This is a genomic window from Pseudomonas tremae (genome assembly GCF_023278125.1).
Lineage (GTDB): Bacteria > Pseudomonadota > Gammaproteobacteria > Pseudomonadales > Pseudomonadaceae > Aquipseudomonas > Aquipseudomonas tremae.
The window spans coordinates 5,503,353-5,518,781 of record NZ_CP066270.1 but is presented as its reverse complement, the minus strand read 5'-3'; the positions used below and the strand labels follow the sequence as shown (position 1 = coordinate 5,518,781).

Below are 15,429 nucleotides of genomic sequence, written 5' to 3'. Positions count from 1 at the left end.
GCCCTGTGATGCCTTGTAACGCGACTGAAAGGTATAGGGGAAGGGGGCGAAATGCGACGCAGAGCGTCACGAAATGCATGCCCACGCTGGAGAATGGGCACAATAAGGCTGCAAGCGGCGCCCTTTGCCAAGCGCCGCCCTCACATCAGAAAACGTTGATCGGGTAATCCACGAAAATACGTGTTTCATTGCCCTCGCTGTTGTACGCCTGTGCGTCGTCGGAGACACGCAGGAATGAGTTGCGCAGGCGGATCGAGAGGTCTTTGGCCGGGCCGCTCTGTACCACGTAGGTCAACTGACTGAATATCTCGCGCTCGGTGCCGTCGCCGCTGCCCGCGGTGCCGTCGTCAATGTTGTCACCGCGCACGTAGGCAGCCTTGTAGCTAAGGCCGGGCAGGACCAGCCCGGAGAGGTCGACGCCATAGGCTGCTTGCCACGAACGCTCGTCCTTGCCGTTGAAGTCGGACCAGTAGGAGTTGGCGAGGTAGATGGTATTGCCGCCGTCACCAAAGCCACCGTCGTTGCGATAACCGCCGTAGGCGTAGCCCATGTCACCGGTGCTGCGCTGGTGCGCGAGGGTGAAGGAGTGGATGCCCACGGCCCAGGTCGCGGCCAGGCTCCAGATCTTGTTGTCACGCGCGTCGCTGGTGGTGAAGTCTTTATCCAGCTTGGTCTTGTAGCCGTTGAAGTCGAAGGTCAGGGACTGATCCTGCGGCAGGGCAAAGACGTAGTTCAGGTTGACGTACTGTTTCTTGAGCACGTCTTCGTTGTCGGAGGCGTAAAACGCAGCACTGAATTCATCGGTGAATTTGTAGCTGGCGCCGTAGACGTTGATGCTTTTCAGATCACCGCTGTCACGAGCTTCGGCGCTCTTGCGCGCTTCCTGAGTGAAACGTCCTGCAACCACTTCAAGCCCGGCGATCTCTTTGGAAGTGATCAGGGTGCCAGTGTAGCTCTCTGGCAGCAGACGGGAATTGTCGTAACTCAGCACCGGCAATTGCGGCATCTGGTCGCCGTATTTGATGACGGTATTGGAGAAGCGTGCTTTGACCGCAGCACCTGCGCGCGACAGGTCATCGGCTGCAGCGCCGCTGTCGCCCTGCTTGAAGAAGTCTATGCCACCATTGCCGCTGCGCCCTTTGCCGCCATCCAGGCGGATGCCGTACAGCGCAAACGCATCGACGCCCACCCCGACTGTGCCCTGGGTGAAACCGGACGCAAAACTGCCCATGAAAGCCTGGCCCCATTCGGACTTGTCTTCCCGGTCGTTCCTGTAGTCGCGGTTGATATAAGCGTTACGCAGGTGGGCCGTCAGCCCGCTGTCTTCGACGAAACCTTTTGAATCTGCCTGCCCTTCGGCCATGGCCTGACTGGCGCTGATGATGCCCAAGGCAAGCACGCCCATACGTTTGGTCAGCATTTTGTCTTCCTTATCTGCGAATTGGCACACGCTGTGACGACGCCCGGTGGGCGTCCAGGCTTCCAGCCTCAGAACAAGCAGTATAGAAAGCCGGCGAGAATCGCAGTGGACTACTGATGCACGTAGAAGGGGTCAAGCCACAGGCAGTGGGGCGCGAATCCTAGTCCCGACGCCTGAAGGTGTCAAACGCGCAGATGGCCGGGCCAGAGCGCTCGTACTGCGTATTGGCTAATCCGTCAGCACGCGGAAAAGTGCTTCAAATTCCGCGTCGTTCAACAGTCCTGCCGGGTAGCGCTGCAACAGCATTGCGCGTACGTCAGGCCTGGCTTTGGCAGGCTTGGTTCTCTTTAACCAATCCGCCAGCAACTGGCGGGCCTCGTTACTCGGGGAAGCAGACAAACCACGTGCGTACTGCGCGTTAATACCTGCGTTCATAACGAAAACCTCTTGATTCGTGAGGGGCTAAAGCTACTGATGCCATGTGACAGTCAAGCTAATAAAACGGTATTTCGCCAGCCGGATTTACTGCCACTGCCGATAAATCTGATGAGCAGCGTTACTAAGTAACGCAAAAAAATGTAGTGGTCAACTGATCCCGGACACGACGTTAAGTTTTTTCTCGTACTGAGCGGGTGCCAGTCCATTATTGAACTGGTGTGGCCGAACCCAGTTGTAGCGATGCATCAGATAATGACTGATATCCCGCTGTGCCTCTTGGGCCGTCATGTAGCCCACGGCGGGTATCCACTCGGTTTTCAAGCTGCGGAATACACGCTCCATCGGCGAGTTGTCGTAGCAATTACCTCGGCGACTCATGCTCTGGCGCATGCGGTATCGCCAAAGCCGCTGGCGAAACTGTCGGCTCCCATATTGGGAGCCCTGATCTGAGTGAAACAGCAGGCCCTGAGGCTTGCCGCGTTGCTCATAAGCCATGTCCAGCGCCTTGATGACCAAGTCCGTGTCCGGTTTGTTTGAAAACGCCCAGCCCACCACCCGACGCGCATAAAGATCCATAACCACCGCCAGGTAATGCCATTTTCCTTGCGCCCAGATGTAGGTGATGTCGCCACACCAAACCTGATTGGGCGCGGGTACATCGAACTGCCGATTCAAAATGTTCGGAATGTCAGGCCTCTCCACTGTTGCTTTTTTATAAGCATGAGAGCCAGGTTGCTTGCTGATTAATCCCAGTTCCCGCATCAGGCCACGTACCTTGAACCGGCCAATTTGCTCGCCATCTTCCTGCAATACCGAAACGATACTGCGGCTGCCAGCAGCGCTTCGACTTTGCCCGAACAGCTCATTGACTCGACTGAGTAAACGAACCCGCTCGGTGTCTGGAGCCCGACGCCGCTGGCAATGGTCGTAGTAGCACGAGCGAGGTGTCTCGAACATCTCGCACAGCAATTCGATCGGCTCATGGGCACCTAGCTGATCGATCAGCGCAAGCGCTCGTGTTCTTCCGACATCAAGAGCGCGGTAGCCTTTTTTAAAATGGATTTCTCCCGCTCAAGACGAGCGATGCGCGCTTCCAGCTCCTGAATTTTCTGCTGCTCGGGCGTCAGGGCTTTGCTCTGAGGCGTCACGCCATTGCGCTCCTGCTGGAGCTGGCTAACCCAGCGACGCAGCGCAGACTCGACCACTCCAAGCGAGCGAGAAGCTTCGACATGGCTATAACCTTGATCGAGCACGAGGCCTGCGGCCTCACGTTTGAATTCAGCGGAGAAGGTACGGCGTTGCTTGGTCATCAGACACCTCTATATCTGGCGATATTCTCGCCTAAATGAGTGTCCGGAATCATTAGACCACTACAAAACGTGGGCAGCTGCGATTGATCTCGACGTTGGGGGGCACGTAAGGCAGGCTCGTTTGCTGGCCTTGTTACGTGGCGTGTTACGTATTGCGGACAAACAAAAGGCCTGCATCGCTGCAAGCCTTTGTTTTGTATGGTGCCGGCACCAGGAGTCGAACCCGGGACCTACTGATTACAAGTCAGTTGCTTAAGGGCCGGAAATCACAGCTATCCGCCCATTTTATGTACGTGAGGCATGAGCTACGCCTCACGTGTTGCCTGAAGCTGCCGACACAATGTACGTGTCATTCGTCGAATCATAGTGAGGATTTTTACGGTTATGATAATGTGCCGCCCGCCTCGGGTTGTCGCTCCTTGTAGGTCCGTGCTTACCATTCTGCGCCTCTAGGAGCCTCTTGACAGCTTGGTTTTTCTAGGTAGGCTGACGCCTCGTATGAGGTGTCGGTCTACCTAGAAAAACCAAGCTAAAAAGAAAAATGACCGATTTGGCACTATTTATGGTCTACCATCCAATTGCACGGTCTTGCTTCGCTGCACTGGGCGCTGAGACCATCTGGAACCTATAGAGAGTATTGGCCAAGCTGATGAGAACCGACGAGCGCATGGAGAAAGCCTCAGTAAACGTTCTTCGCGAGCAATCGCGCAGCGCTGTTATCTATTCAGATGAGTTTGCCGAGCGTAAGAAGAAAAAAGAATACGATTTCGCTATATCGCAAATTCGCGAGCGCGCAAAAAAACTAGACTGGTAAAAAGCATGGCAACAGGGACTGTTAAGTCGTTTCCAGTGGTAGGGAGTGTCGAAAAGTTTAGCCCAGAGATTGATGAGGATCTTAAGGCTAAGATTAAATCGCGCCGTAGTAATGAAATTATCATAGGCGTTTGTGGCGCTGTAGGATGTAATCTGCAGGATGTTGTTTCAGAACTCAACGACCAGTTCGGGGCCTTTGCATACGAAGTTACTGTTATTAAAATCAGTGACATCATAAAAAGGTTTGCCCAGAATCACGGTTTGCGAACTGACGTAGTTGACGATCTAGAAAATATGGCTGGGTTGTCTTTCCTTGATCGTTATACAGCGCTTCAAGATTTGGGCAACTCTATACGCAGCAAGTTCCAGCCTGATGCCCTCGCTGTACAGGCTGTTAAGAATATTTCTGCAAATCGTCAGATAAAGATGAACGCGAGCGGTACTACAATACCACCTCGCGCTATATACATAGTTGACCAGCTTAAGCACCCTGGCGAGGTTGAGCTTTTTCGACTGGTTTATAAGAATGCTTTTTTCCTGATCGGTGTCATGAGCCCGCAAAGTGCGCGCCTCGAATATCTTCAGTCGGAAGGTCTGAATACCGTTGATGCGCAGAATCTGATCGAGCGAGATCGTAAGGATAACGTTGATCATGGGCAGCAGCTTGAAAAGACGGTTCATAAGTCCGACTTTTTTGTGAAGCATACCCTTAAGAACTCCGGCAATATCACCAAACCTTGCCAGCGGTTCGTCGGTTTGGTGCATGGCGAGAATGGGATTACCCCAACTCGTGATGAGTCTGGGATGTACGCAGCCTATTCTGCCTCGCTCAAATCTGCTTGCTTAAGCCGTCAAGTAGGCGCATCGATAGCCGATCTGAAAGGTAACGTCTTGTCTGTTGGCTGGAATGACGTGCCTGCCGCTGGCGGTGGTCTATACAACGAAGAATCTGATGTTGACCAACGATGCGTTGTGCATGGCAAAAAGTGCTACAACGATGATACCAAGCGTAAATTGGCTACTAGTATTGTGGCGATTCTGTCCAAGGTCAAAAGTAAAAAGTCGCCTCCAATCGATCCGGCGTTGATCTCAATACTCTCTCTTGATGCTGAAGAGTCTCAAGGTGAGCTATACAAACCGGTACTCTCCGCTTCAGAATCAGCCGCTTTGGCTCAGGAGATATTGGACATCACAGCCTTGGGATCAATTATTGAGTACTCGCGTGCAATCCACGCTGAAATGGAAGCAATTTTAAATATCGCACGTAGCGGAAAAGTAACCACGTCAGGGGCCGTGATGTACACGACCACATACCCGTGCCATAACTGCGCTAGGCATATAATCGCTTCGGGGATTTCTCGTGTCGTATACATTGAACCCTACGAGAAAAGCTTGGCTATGAAGCTTCATTTTGATGCCATATCGGCCGATGGTGTTCATCCAGATAAAGTTCTTTTTGAGAATTTTGAGGGCGTTTCTCCCACTCGATATGCCACTCTTTTCTCCTTCAGTAACCGTCGTAAGGATAAAGAAGGTTTTGCGGTAAAGTTTGTGCGAAAAGATGCCGCCCTTATCTCTCACGAATACTTAGATTCATATTTAGACGTTGAAACGAAAGTTGCGTCTAAGGGTATAGAGGATAGCGGTGAGTCGCCTTGAGCCTACCCTTAGGTTGACGGCTCACCAGATGGACTTACTAACGGCACGCTCAAGTCGTACACGTCCATCATTGACTCATCTTTATGCCCAGAAGCTTGTTGTTTATCTGCACGGTTGCCGGCAGTGTCTGTTATGCCTTTTCGCTTAAAGTCGTGCATCCCAAAACGCTGTTTCTCGGTCAGAATCTTCTTTTCAATCGCTTGAGTTATCAGTCGCTGGAATGCAGTGTCGAGGCCTGACTTAGACAGCTGCCCGCCGCTAGCGGATACGATTAGGAAACGTTGATCCGGTCGGAAAGGAACAGGCTTTCTTGTCCTCTGCCAGGTTCTCGCTCTTTCTGCCTTAGCCGCATCCCACGCGGCGCGCAATCGCGGCGTCCAGCGGACGATATTGTCCCGGCTGCCTTTCCGGCGGTTGGTCAGGACGCCTGCATCCAGCTCGTTCTCGTCGGTCAATGTGATCGTCTCAATACCGCGCAAGCGACACAGATACCCGATTTCCATCACATACCAAAGGTATGGCGAGCACGCGCCTTTCTCGCCGCGCTTGAGCTGTCCCTGCTGGTGAGCAAACTTGATCAGGTCGACCATCACTGTTGAATCTGGCAGACGGCGTTGTTTGCGTTCCTTGGGCGCCTCAATGCCTTTGGCCGGGTTGTCGGTCACAAACCCACGATTTCGCCCCCACTGCATCAGACGGCGCAGGTAGCGCAGCGCATGTGCGGCTTTCGACGGTGTACCAGCTTCGGCGATCTTGTCGATGATCCGCTGGACCATTGCCGGGGTAAACTTCTTCACAGCGAGTTCGCCCAGGGGTTTATCCAGTTTTGTGGGGTAGGCCACCAGGACGTCCCGCGAGTAGCAGTAGTCGTCTTGAGTCTTCTTTGCAAGTTCCTTGAACTGCTGGCTCCTGTGAAACTCATCGCATAGGTATTGGAGACTATCGCGATCCACGCCGCTACGCTCTTCTACGAGGCGATGAAGTTCTGAGAGTGTGACGTTTGCTGCGCACAAATTAGCGCGTTGGCGTCGGCCTGCCTCATTGAAGTACAACGTGTACCAGTGGCCCGAGCCCCGGTGATCGAAATAGACATCGCGGGGAATCGCGGTCTGATCAATGTACTTTGGGATGTTCGGGTTGTGCTGGCGCTTCCTTCCTCGCTTCATACGATATCCGCATCATACTTTTCTTGATCAATGGGCTTGAGCCCACCTGCTTGGTTCACTAAGTCAACAGTGGTCCAAGGCCCCTTTCTTCCAAGGAATATTCTGATTCCTTCGCCTCGTAAAGCCTTCTCAACGTCTGCTCGCCTCGTATAGCCGGTGATCCGTTGCAGTTCTTCAAACTCAATCACTTTGGCGACGCTCATACCGATGCGCCTCTTATCTTTTGAAAAAGTACGTCTTGCCGAAATTGTTTAATCAACGCTTCGAGTTGATTTCTGGTGTGGGGACGACGTGAAATATCACTCAAGTCGAAATTCATTGAGCTTATATTTGTTACCGTTACCCGTGCCTGTTGTCCCCTCTGGACCGACCTGCGCAGTACTCGTTTGATTGCTCTCTGAAATAATACGGTGAGGAGCAGAAAGCCGACGACCAGGCCGGTCAGAATGATGATGTGCTGTGCTTGCATGTGCTGTGTCCTTGGGTAGGCCCGTCGCCGGATCGGTGGTGAGAGAACGACGGCGGGCCGAGGCGTGGTGAGGGTTAAGCCAGGGTGAAATTGCCGATGGTCAGGTCAGTTGACTCGCCGACTTCCTGCGCTACGACCTGCTTAAACTCTTGGGCAAGGTCCTCGCGCAGCTGCGCCTCACCGATCCAGCGCAGTCGGAGCACAGGCTGATCACCGCCGGTGAGCACAGCGACGCGTAACTGAATGGTCCGAGCCTGCAAGCCTTCATACGGAATGACGCTGAACAGCAGCTCGGCAGGGAGGCCATCTGCCGATTTGGCTTCGATCTGCTCCATCGCCGAACGAGAGGCGCTCATGTCGCCGACGACGTGTTCGCTTTTGCGGGCCTGTTCAATGGTGATGGAGCGAATAGCCCCGGCAGCTCGGCGCAGTTCAATCTGCGTTCCGTCCTGAGTCAGCGCTTGAAGGTTCGGTGCCCAGTCTTCAATGAAGTCGCTCAGCTCTTTTTGAGCATGTTTGGACCCGGCTGCGCGCTCCAGAGCGACAAATGCAGCAGTCTTCTTCAGGGTGAGCTTGGCCCGGAAGTCCCCATGGCCTGGATTGTCCTGATCGCCGAGGTTGAAGAAGACGGTGCATGTCATGTCATCACTGTCCACGAAGCCTGATGTGCTTCCGTCGGCCTGGGCTTGCACGTATTCACTGAAATCTTTGAGTGAGGACGTCTCAAGCGCCCCTCGGAATCGACTGCGTGTCTGCTGGAACTTCTCCAGACTGACCACCGTAACCGTCGCGGGGAGGGCGATTGAGGGCGTGAAGGTGTCCAGCGCCTTGGCGTTTGCTAGTACTGCGGTGTCCTGGATCAACTGGATTGCTTTGGCTTCCATGAATCATTTCCTGCTGTGGTGAGAGGTATGGAAAAACGGTGTGTTACGACCTGCTTGGGATAGGGGCGGCTTTGCGATCAAACATCTGGTCTGCCGCAGGCGTTTCTGGAAACAGCGTCAGACGACCGCCTTCGCCTACATACATCGGCGTATCGAGTGTGGTGTCCTCGGTACGACTGCCGCGCTTGGTGGGTACTTTGTAGGCCAGCTTGTGGTTGACGGTTACTTGGTGGCTGTCGGCAATTTGCTTGAGCGAAAACGTCAGTGTCACGGTGCCGACTTTCTTGTTGTCGACCACGCCTGCAGCCACCTCGGAGAGCGCGTGACCGATCTGGTCGGCAAAGACGCCTGCGTTGAGTTCGCCGATGAACTCGGCTGTGTCCGTGGGTTTCATGTCCTGTGCCTCTGGTTGTTGTCACTGGACGGCAGTGACCACCTTTTAATCAGGCCGCTTTCAACTTGGCCTGTGCATCGAGATAGACCGCCAGGTCGTGCAGGTACACCACTGGCTGGCCCTTATTCGATCCGCCCAGCCGAGTAACCTTGAGGTCGATACGGCCCGCATTGATCTTGCGGAGCAGGTATCGATCACTCGATATGTGCGAGAAGTACCGTTCCCGCACAGTGCCCAGCGTGGGGCAGGGCGTGGCGAACTCTTCCCGCAACTGACTCAGCGTCTCACTCACGCAGCGTCCTCCCCGTGCCCCTCCTTTTGGGGCACCAACTGAAGGCGAATAAGCTCCGCGAGACCCTCTTTCGATTTGCCGGTTGCAGTCGCGCAAAGCCGTCCCTTTGCGTCCGCCACCACTGCGCCATATGGGCGCTCGGGGCATCGCGTGGGGGTCACATAAGCGACTTGACCCTCAAGCAGAACAGCGTCCACAGCTCGAAATACTTCCGCCAATTCGGCAGTAACAGGCGGCAAACCGTCCAGCATGCTGAGTGCCTCTGACGTTGCGCCGATCAACGTCGAGCGACTTACAATGGTTGGGTGGTTCAGGTGCATCGGAACCAGTTTCAGCGCACCTACGGCGTGAGTAATTGCGTTCAGAGTCATGCTGCGGCGTCCTTCTTCGTGGTGGTGATGCCAAGCTGGTCCGAAAGCCAGGTAACACCCGCCTCCTTGACCATCACCACTGCGTAGTGGCTGTAGGCGTGAATGTTCTTGTTCCAGCGGCTGCGCGAATCTACGTACAGGTAGCCTTGGTCGCGGTGCTTGGGTGCAAGCTCGCCTGCCTGGGTCAGCACGCCTATTTCTCGCAACTTTGCTCGAAATGTCCGTGGCTTCATGCCAAGAATTGTTGCTGTAGCGTCGAGGGTTCTGTTCATGACGAGTGCCTCAGACCACGGCCAGCAAACCGCGTGAGCGGATGGCGCGATACAGCTCGTCCAGTGCGCCATACAGCTCTTGAATGCCGCTGTCGTTGGTTAGTACCAAGTCGTCCGGGTGGACTGACACACCGGCTTCGCTGATGTGGGGATTAACTTCGGCTGCGTCCGGTCGGTAGAGGTGAATGACCGTCCCGCCCCGTTTGCGGATGAAGTCAGCCTCGTTTTCGAAGCGGACATCGCTCACCACAAAGCCCGGTACGCCATCGAAAACCGCACTGAGGCAATCAAGGTTCTGCTCAGCAAGGTCGATCCACAGGTTGGCGCTGATCATGTGACGGCCCCACTCTGTGCCGAGCAGTTGCATCAACTGGCGAGGTGAGCGGCCCAGCCAGTCAATAGGCTGTTCTTTTTTATCGCCTTCGAGATCCTCGGGGCTGAGGTTGAATATGGCCATGATGCCGTCGCGCAACGGGTCAGCGAATGCGTAGCACTCAAACCCGTGCTCGTGGGCCAGGTGGTTGGCGGCGGTGCTTTTGCCGGAGCGGGCAGGGCCGGTGAGGCCAATAAGGATCTGCTTCATGCCGCATCACCTCCCCATGGACCGAAGTCATCGACTGCCGGTATAGGTGCTGCTTTGGCGGCGCTGCTTTTTGGCTGGATGATCAACAGCAGGCCGGTTTGACGCTGAATGGTGGCGATAGATTCGCGGTTGGAGGCCGCTGCCGGGTGGAGATACACCGGGCAGCGGGTGTTGTGCTGTGTCGTTTGCATGGCTCGTACTCTGTGGTGAGAGGGTGTACGAACTGAATTTACAAGAAAGCACGTAAATTACGCAACGTGTTATTTTGTTAATCGGTGTTTGCTCACAAAAAAAGCCGCTCGATGCGGCTTTTTCATACTATGATTTTTTCAGCGAAGGACCGAGTACCAGAACACTCGCCCGATAATGCATAGATTTTGGGCTTCTAATTCTGGCAAGGAATATTCCTCATCAGGGTGTTCATCCCTGTTGAAGCTTCGCAGCCTCAATCCTCCACTGGGAAGCCGGTACACAAGCTTCACACGCAGCTGCCCATTGTGCTCTATAGCGTATATGTCCCCATCCTTGATGAGCGTTTTGCCTCGGTCGACGCCCACGGTGCTTCCGTGAGGTAACACCGGTTCCATGCTGTTGCCGTACACCGAGACGCAAACAGCATTCTCTACCTGCACACCCTGCCGCCTTAGCGTCCGCTTGCCGAAGCGCAGCTTAGCTGTGGCGTGTTCTTGAATTGTCACGCGCCCGGATCCAGCTGACAGTTCCACTTCTTTAAGCAACGGAACCTCTACTTCGTCATCGCCTAGGGGAGTCTTGTCGTCCCATTCTTCAAGCGGTCCCAGCATCTCAGCATTGGATTCAACGTGCGAAGCTGGCTTGGTCGGCTCTTCCACATTGAGTGTTGGAGGTAGTGATGGATCTAGGCCCAGTTCCAATTGTAGAAGCTCAGCAAGTATTCCCATTGCTTGAGCTATATAGGACTTGTGTTTGGCTGCTCTCGTTTTTCCGCTTTCGAACGCTGCATAGGTCTGTTGGGTCAGAACCTCCCCTTCGGGCAGCGACTTTGAGACTCTGTCTGCCAGTTCTGCCTGCGTCCAATTCAGTTGAAGGCGTCTTGCTCTGAAAAGCACAGCTACTGGTGTCGGAGCGGGTTTGCTTCGAGTGCCAGCTTCATCGTGAGGAGTATTTTTCTTCATGGGATGAGACTACAAATAAATTTGTTGCGCATCAAACGCATAAATACGTTGATGGCTAACAAAAAAAGACGTAGATTGCGGCCGTAAACACTGAGTGAGGTTGGTATGACAGTGCCAGAATCCATGCGCGAAGCCTTTGACGAGGTTGTTGCGAGGTCGGGGGGGCAATCCGCTTTTGCGAGGTTGATATCCAGCGAATCAAAACAGGTTTCGCAGCAACTCGTATCGTACTGGTTAAAAAAAGGCGAGCTGCCAGCTGAATTTGTGTTGCGTGTTGAAAAGCTGACTGGTTGTTCGCGCTTCCGGCTTCGCCCTGATGTCTTTTGCGAGCCGGATGACTTGAAGTCAGCTGCTTAAAGGCTGCAAGGCCGGGGACCTCTCACCACAAGATTCCCCCGACCCAGCAACGGCAGTGCAAAACACTGCCAACTCCGCTGACCAGGTCCTCTCACCACAAGAATCACCTGGTTGGCTAGAACGATGAACCGTGCCGCACAGCACGTTTAGCACAGCACATCGGTCGTGGTCGTAGGATAGGGCGTGCCCTTGGCTATGGCTACACCGTAAACGGGGATTTTACGGTTATGAGTCGCACGGATCTTTTGCCTGACGCTGGTCAGGTACTTTCGTTGCGTCAGGCGCTTTACCGCGCCGGGCGCGATTACAAGGGCGGGGTTACTGCCCTTGCCCACGACATGGTGTTGGACAACGACACCCTCCAGAAAAAGCTGAAACTTGATGAAGAGCGACGCTGGCTCAATCCGGACGAACTGGAAGACATTGTCCGGCTGACAGGCAGCCCACTTTTGCTTGATGCCTTGATGCGTCCCGCCGGTGCTGTTTGGTATCAGCCTGAGCCCGTCGCAGCCACCCAGGATGCGCTCAAATCGGTCGGCAAGCTGTTGACCGAAACAGGCGAGTTCGTGTCAGGCATGCACAACGGCGCTGCCGATGGGGTATGGGAGTTGCACGAAGTTGCTCTGCTGGAAAAGCAGGGCAACGACATCATTCGTGCGGTGCTGGGCATCATGGCCGGCGCTCGTCTGGCGATGGAGGATCGTCCCCATGGCTGACGATATCGACCGCGCTACTGAACAGGCGCAGTACCTGCTGGATGTTGCTCTGTTTCGGCATCGCCGCATTCCGACAAGCATGGTCAGCGCACAGTTTTGTGAAGACTGCGACGATCCGATCCCAGAGCCACGCCGTGCTGCCATTGTTGGCTGCGAAACTTGCATTCACTGTCAGTCGCTGCGGGAGCAGCGTAGATGAGTTATCGTCCAACACCGCTTTCTGCTTGGGCACGTCGCTACTGCGAGACATTCAATTTTGCGTTGGTACCGATTCAACCGGGCGAAAAAGGCCCAAAGGGTAGGGGCTGGAACCAGCCCGGCAAGTACATCGTTGATCCTGCCAAGGCCGAGGCGTTCTGGACGAAAAATCCAAACCATAACCTCGGCGTTGTGCTGGGGCCGAGTCGGGTGTGTTCGCTGGACGTCGACGATGTCCAGTGGACACGGTTCGTACTGTACGAACTGTTGGGCGTTGATCTGGATGCGCTTGCCCTGGCTTTCCCGACCGTCGTCGGTAACCCACTGCGGTTTCGGGTCCTGTTTCAGGTCCCGGAAGGGCTGGAACTGACGCGGCACTCCCTGTCTTGGCCCAATGAAAACGACCCGGATGGGTCAAAGCACAAGTCAATCATGCTGAAGGCAAACGCTGCTCGGGAGGCGGGCGATACGGCCAGAGAGGCCTTGTATCGAGCAGATGCCGAGCAGTACAAGCGGTTCACAGTGTTTGAATTGCGTGCAGGATTGGTGCAGGACGTACTGCCTCCCTCCATTCATCCAGGCACCGGCCAGCCATACACCTGGCGCACGCCGCCTGATGCTTCGGGGCTCCCAGTTCTGATCAGCGATCTGCTGAATGTCTGGAACAACTGGGACGTCTTCAAGCGGGGCGCGGAGGCTGCGTGCCCATGGCTGCCGAAGGACGCCAAGCCTGTTGGCAAACAAAAGCCGAAACCGAAGCCAGCCCCAGCAGGTGGCAAGCGGCCGTCTGTCATTGACGAATTCAACAACTGCCACGATGTCGAAGAGATTTTGCGCAGCCACGGCTATACCAAGCGTGGGGGCAAATGGCTTTATCCGCAGAGTAGTACCGGACTCCCTGGCATCACCGTGGCGGAAGGCAAGGTGTATTCGCATCATGCGGCTGATCCGTTGGCCAACGGTCACCAAAACGACGCGTTCGAAGTGTTCTGTTTACTGGAGCATGGCGGGGACCAGTCCAAGGCGGTGAAGGACGCGGCGCGGATGCTCGGCATGCAATCGACCCGGCCCAGCGCAAGCGATCTTCCCCCGGCCCCAACTGAGGGTAGCGACAAGCCAGATTCAGCAGCACCTGATGCCCAAAGCGAGGCGGCTCCTGCGCCTGACGGGGGGGCGGGGGAGGAGCTGACCATCGAGCAGGTGCTGCGGCGTTTTGCGTTGGTAGAAGGCACGACGCATGTGTGGGACTTCGATAAATCTCGGGCGATGAAGAAGTCGGCCTTTGAAGCGCGTGTGGGCAAACCCATTGCCAAGCTGTGGCTCGACGCAACCGACAAGAAGCTGATCGCCGACGATCAGGTGAAGGACATCGAGCAGGCCCGGAAAATGGCGGGCAAGAAGGGCGGTGCGCTGGGCATGCGCCCCACGGAACGTTACGTCTATATCGACGGCACCAAAGACGTTTGGGATCGTGAGAAGAAACGCCGGATTGCTGAGGGTGCCGTCAAGATGGCCTTGGGCGACACCTATGCGCTCTGGTTGAACAGCAGCGAGCGGCGGGTGGTTGACGTCGAACACATTGTCTTCGACCCGACCATGACGAAGGACCCCAGCATTTACATCAACACCTTTGACGGCCTGCCATTGGAGCCGGTCAACGACGACGCGGCGTGCGCCAACCTGCGCTGGCTGATTTCATTCCTCTGCAACCATGATGAGGCTGCTGCGCTGTGGCTGACTCGATGGCTTGCATATCCGTTGCAACACCTCGGGGCCAAGATGGACACGGCTGTGCTGATGCACTCCACCATGGAAGGCTCGGGCAAAAGCCTGTTGTTCGCCGACACCTTCGGCGCGCTTTACGGGCAGTACGCCGCGACGGTTGGCCAGACCCAGCTGGAGAGCAACTTCAACGCTTGGCAAAGCAGGAAGATGTGGGCCGTGTTCGAAGAGGTGGTCAGCCGCGATCAGCGTTACAACCAGGTCGGCAAGATCAAGCACTTGGTCACCGGCAAGACCGTGCGCATGGAGTCGAAGTTTATCAACGGCTGGGAGGAGGCCAACCACATGAACGCAGTGTTCCTCAGCAACGAGATCCTGCCGTGGCCGATCAGCGACAGTGACCGACGCATGTTGGTCATGTGGCCGATGGAAACCTTGCCGGTTGCCCGACAGAAAGCCATCGGACGCGAGCTGGAGAATGGCGGTGTCGCCGCGCTCTACGGCTGGCTACTGCGTGTAGATCTGGGTGACTTCAATGAACGGACCCGCCCGCCCAGCACTGCCTCACGCGAGCGGCTGGTTGCGCTCAGTCGGGCCGGGTGGCAAACGTTTCTGTACCTTTGGCGGTATGGGGAATTGGGCCGAGGGCTGTGGGGGGTATGCCTTTCAACAGACCTGTACGCCTTGTTCCTTGAGTGGTGTCAGCGCAACAAAGAGCACGTGATGAGCCAGACGAAGTTCTCGCTGTTCATCAGTTCGGAGGTGGAAAAGACCCGGTCAATACCCTGGACTGAGCGCAATGATCGGCGCTTCGGCGCTTTCTTTGTGCCCGATGATCCTGAGGCTTCCCTGCCCCCATCAATGAGAGCGCCGGACTTGGGCGTTGCCGTCGATGCCTGGCGGGCCAAGGCGCGCCTTGCGGGGTGGAACGTCGACAGCTGGGACCACGTGAAGGCGGTCGCAGCATGAGTACCTCTCAAAGTGTGTCGGGTGTGTTGGGTATGTTTTGGGTTGGTTTTGGCAACCCGACACAGATCAAACGCCCATTTTTCGCGGGGTGCAGACGTGTGTGTTGGGTGTGTTGGGTTTGGCGTCGCGCGCGCGCATGCACGACATTACTTTCATCAGGAAGAGCACCGATGTTTTTTTCTCATGCGAGGGCAAATAAACCCGACCAACCCAACACACCTAACACATTCTTTATTAATTCA

The 15,429-nt window shown here is 55.4% G+C and carries 20 protein-coding genes and 1 tRNA gene; 6 read left to right on the top strand and 15 right to left on the bottom strand.

The features are described 5' to 3' along the window. Window positions 1–145: 145 nt before the first annotated feature. The 4 genes from I9H09_RS24965 to I9H09_RS24950 form a co-directional block, all read right to left on the bottom strand. On the bottom strand, window positions 146–1,420 hold the full coding sequence (locus I9H09_RS24965) for an OprD family porin (RefSeq protein ID WP_054997620.1): 1,275 nt from the start codon (window positions 1,418–1,420) through the stop codon (window positions 146–148). Window positions 1,421–1,648: 228 nt separating this feature from the next. Further along, window positions 1,649–1,855, bottom strand: coding sequence for a hypothetical protein (locus I9H09_RS24960; RefSeq protein WP_005896013.1), 207 nt, complete (start codon window positions 1,853–1,855; stop codon window positions 1,649–1,651). Between the two features lie 150 nt (window positions 1,856–2,005). Then, window positions 2,006–3,168, bottom strand: a protein-coding gene (locus I9H09_RS24955; protein WP_122346372.1) for an IS3 family transposase whose coding sequence is annotated in 2 segments (ribosomal slippage) — window positions 2,006–2,913 and window positions 2,913–3,168 — 1,164 coding nt in all. Because the reading frame shifts where the segments join, the coding sequence is not laid out codon by codon here. A gap of 199 nt (window positions 3,169–3,367) precedes the next feature. After that, window positions 3,368–3,449: transfer RNA gene (locus I9H09_RS24950), tRNA-Thr, on the bottom strand. Between the two features lie 356 nt (window positions 3,450–3,805). On the opposite strand from I9H09_RS24950, the gene I9H09_RS24945 reads away from it, so the two are divergent. Beyond that, window positions 3,806–3,982 carry a hypothetical protein gene (locus I9H09_RS24945; protein ID WP_183142704.1) on the top strand — a complete coding sequence of 59 codons (177 nt, stop codon included), beginning with the start codon at window positions 3,806–3,808 and terminating at the stop codon, window positions 3,980–3,982. A gap of 5 nt (window positions 3,983–3,987) precedes the next feature. Continuing rightward, on the top strand, window positions 3,988–5,640 hold the full coding sequence (locus tag I9H09_RS24940) for an anti-phage dCTP deaminase (RefSeq protein ID WP_236502521.1): 1,653 nt from the start codon (window positions 3,988–3,990) through the stop codon (window positions 5,638–5,640). A gap of 8 nt (window positions 5,641–5,648) precedes the next feature. Here I9H09_RS24940 and I9H09_RS24935 read toward each other — a convergent pair whose 3' ends face one another. The 11 genes from I9H09_RS24935 to I9H09_RS24885 all read right to left on the bottom strand — a co-directional run bounded on the left by I9H09_RS24935 (window position 5,649) and on the right by I9H09_RS24885 (window position 11,225). After that, window positions 5,649–6,806 (bottom strand): site-specific integrase, encoded by a 1,158-nt coding sequence (locus I9H09_RS24935; RefSeq protein WP_122285300.1) that lies wholly within the window; start codon window positions 6,804–6,806, stop codon window positions 5,649–5,651. Beyond that, window positions 6,803–7,009 carry a DUF4224 domain-containing protein gene (locus tag I9H09_RS24930; RefSeq protein WP_003342467.1) on the bottom strand — a complete coding sequence of 69 codons (207 nt, stop codon included), beginning with the start codon at window positions 7,007–7,009 and terminating at the stop codon, window positions 6,803–6,805. Before I9H09_RS24930 ends, I9H09_RS24935 begins: the two co-directional genes overlap by 4 nt. Beyond that, window positions 7,006–7,275 carry a hypothetical protein gene (locus tag I9H09_RS24925; protein ID WP_122285301.1) on the bottom strand — a complete coding sequence of 90 codons (270 nt, stop codon included), beginning with the start codon at window positions 7,273–7,275 and terminating at the stop codon, window positions 7,006–7,008. Before I9H09_RS24925 ends, I9H09_RS24930 begins: the two co-directional genes overlap by 4 nt. Before the next feature lie 74 nt (window positions 7,276–7,349). Further along, complete coding sequence (locus tag I9H09_RS24920; protein WP_236502522.1) at window positions 7,350–8,159, bottom strand: DUF2303 family protein; 810 nt, start codon at window positions 8,157–8,159, stop codon at window positions 7,350–7,352. Window positions 8,160–8,202: 43 nt separating this feature from the next. Next, window positions 8,203–8,553, bottom strand: coding sequence for a hypothetical protein (locus I9H09_RS24915; RefSeq protein WP_096114817.1), 351 nt, complete (start codon window positions 8,551–8,553; stop codon window positions 8,203–8,205). Window positions 8,554–8,602: 49 nt separating this feature from the next. Continuing rightward, on the bottom strand, window positions 8,603–8,845 hold the full coding sequence (locus I9H09_RS24910; protein WP_122285303.1) for a pyocin activator PrtN family protein: 243 nt from the start codon (window positions 8,843–8,845) through the stop codon (window positions 8,603–8,605). After that, a complete protein-coding gene (locus tag I9H09_RS24905) occupies window positions 8,842–9,216 on the bottom strand; it encodes a hypothetical protein (RefSeq protein ID WP_024683917.1) in 375 nt (124 codons plus the stop codon). The genes I9H09_RS24910 and I9H09_RS24905 overlap by 4 nt, the downstream gene beginning before the upstream one ends. Next, window positions 9,213–9,449 (bottom strand): hypothetical protein, encoded by a 237-nt coding sequence (locus tag I9H09_RS24900; protein ID WP_054986243.1) that lies wholly within the window; start codon window positions 9,447–9,449, stop codon window positions 9,213–9,215. Before I9H09_RS24900 ends, I9H09_RS24905 begins: the two co-directional genes overlap by 4 nt. A 49-nt stretch (window positions 9,450–9,498) precedes the next feature. Next, window positions 9,499–10,071 carry a deoxynucleotide monophosphate kinase family protein gene (locus I9H09_RS24895; RefSeq protein WP_122285304.1) on the bottom strand — a complete coding sequence of 191 codons (573 nt, stop codon included), beginning with the start codon at window positions 10,069–10,071 and terminating at the stop codon, window positions 9,499–9,501. Continuing rightward, complete coding sequence (locus tag I9H09_RS24890) at window positions 10,068–10,262, bottom strand: hypothetical protein (RefSeq protein ID WP_122285305.1); 195 nt, start codon at window positions 10,260–10,262, stop codon at window positions 10,068–10,070. The genes I9H09_RS24895 and I9H09_RS24890 overlap by 4 nt, the downstream gene beginning before the upstream one ends. 138 nt (window positions 10,263–10,400) lie before the next feature. Beyond that, complete coding sequence (locus tag I9H09_RS24885) at window positions 10,401–11,225, bottom strand: LexA family transcriptional regulator (protein ID WP_122285306.1); 825 nt, start codon at window positions 11,223–11,225, stop codon at window positions 10,401–10,403. A gap of 105 nt (window positions 11,226–11,330) precedes the next feature. Here I9H09_RS24885 and I9H09_RS24880 point away from each other — a divergent pair, with 105 nt between their 5' ends. The 4 genes from I9H09_RS24880 to I9H09_RS24865 all read left to right on the top strand — a co-directional run bounded on the left by I9H09_RS24880 (window position 11,331) and on the right by I9H09_RS24865 (window position 15,187). Continuing rightward, window positions 11,331–11,582, top strand: coding sequence for a transcriptional regulator (locus I9H09_RS24880; RefSeq protein WP_024421253.1), 252 nt, complete (start codon window positions 11,331–11,333; stop codon window positions 11,580–11,582). A 227-nt stretch (window positions 11,583–11,809) separates the two neighbouring features. Further along, entirely contained in the window at window positions 11,810–12,298 is a 489-nt protein-coding gene (locus I9H09_RS24875) for a phage regulatory CII family protein (protein WP_122285307.1), read from the top strand. Continuing rightward, on the top strand, window positions 12,291–12,497 hold the full coding sequence (locus tag I9H09_RS24870) for a TraR/DksA C4-type zinc finger protein (RefSeq protein ID WP_060402703.1): 207 nt from the start codon (window positions 12,291–12,293) through the stop codon (window positions 12,495–12,497). Before I9H09_RS24875 ends, I9H09_RS24870 begins: the two co-directional genes overlap by 8 nt. Continuing rightward, window positions 12,494–15,187 carry a bifunctional DNA primase/polymerase gene (locus tag I9H09_RS24865; protein ID WP_122285308.1) on the top strand — a complete coding sequence of 898 codons (2,694 nt, stop codon included), beginning with the start codon at window positions 12,494–12,496 and terminating at the stop codon, window positions 15,185–15,187. The genes I9H09_RS24870 and I9H09_RS24865 overlap by 4 nt, the downstream gene beginning before the upstream one ends. Window positions 15,188–15,429: the final 242 nt, after the last annotated feature.

Bases quoted from the DNA above. Each gene is read 5' to 3' on its own strand.
- I9H09_RS24885 (WP_122285306.1), bottom strand. From the start codon at position 11,225: ATGAAGAAAAATACTCCTCACGATGAAGCTGGCACTCGAAGCAAACCC.
- I9H09_RS24865 (WP_122285308.1), top strand. From the start codon at position 12,494: ATGAGTTATCGTCCAACACCGCTTTCTGCTTGGGCACGTCGCTACTGC.
- I9H09_RS24925 (WP_122285301.1), bottom strand. From the start codon at position 7,275: ATGCAAGCACAGCACATCATCATTCTGACCGGCCTGGTCGTCGGCTTT.
- I9H09_RS24875 (WP_122285307.1), top strand. From the start codon at position 11,810: ATGAGTCGCACGGATCTTTTGCCTGACGCTGGTCAGGTACTTTCGTTG.
- I9H09_RS24940 (WP_236502521.1), top strand. From the start codon at position 3,988: ATGGCAACAGGGACTGTTAAGTCGTTTCCAGTGGTAGGGAGTGTCGAA.
- I9H09_RS24895 (WP_122285304.1), bottom strand. From the start codon at position 10,071: ATGAAGCAGATCCTTATTGGCCTCACCGGCCCTGCCCGCTCCGGCAAA.
- I9H09_RS24930 (WP_003342467.1), bottom strand. From the start codon at position 7,009: ATGAGCGTCGCCAAAGTGATTGAGTTTGAAGAACTGCAACGGATCACC.
- I9H09_RS24920 (WP_236502522.1), bottom strand. From the start codon at position 8,159: ATGGAAGCCAAAGCAATCCAGTTGATCCAGGACACCGCAGTACTAGCA.
- I9H09_RS24935 (WP_122285300.1), bottom strand. From the start codon at position 6,806: ATGAAGCGAGGAAGGAAGCGCCAGCACAACCCGAACATCCCAAAGTAC.
- I9H09_RS24965 (WP_054997620.1), bottom strand. From the start codon at position 1,420: ATGCTGACCAAACGTATGGGCGTGCTTGCCTTGGGCATCATCAGCGCC.
- I9H09_RS24890 (WP_122285305.1), bottom strand. From the start codon at position 10,262: ATGCAAACGACACAGCACAACACCCGCTGCCCGGTGTATCTCCACCCG.
- I9H09_RS24915 (WP_096114817.1), bottom strand. From the start codon at position 8,553: ATGAAACCCACGGACACAGCCGAGTTCATCGGCGAACTCAACGCAGGC.
- I9H09_RS24870 (WP_060402703.1), top strand. From the start codon at position 12,291: ATGGCTGACGATATCGACCGCGCTACTGAACAGGCGCAGTACCTGCTG.
- I9H09_RS24880 (WP_024421253.1), top strand. From the start codon at position 11,331: ATGACAGTGCCAGAATCCATGCGCGAAGCCTTTGACGAGGTTGTTGCG.
- I9H09_RS24900 (WP_054986243.1), bottom strand. From the start codon at position 9,449: ATGAAGCCACGGACATTTCGAGCAAAGTTGCGAGAAATAGGCGTGCTG.
- I9H09_RS24905 (WP_024683917.1), bottom strand. From the start codon at position 9,216: ATGACTCTGAACGCAATTACTCACGCCGTAGGTGCGCTGAAACTGGTT.
- I9H09_RS24960 (WP_005896013.1), bottom strand. From the start codon at position 1,855: ATGAACGCAGGTATTAACGCGCAGTACGCACGTGGTTTGTCTGCTTCC.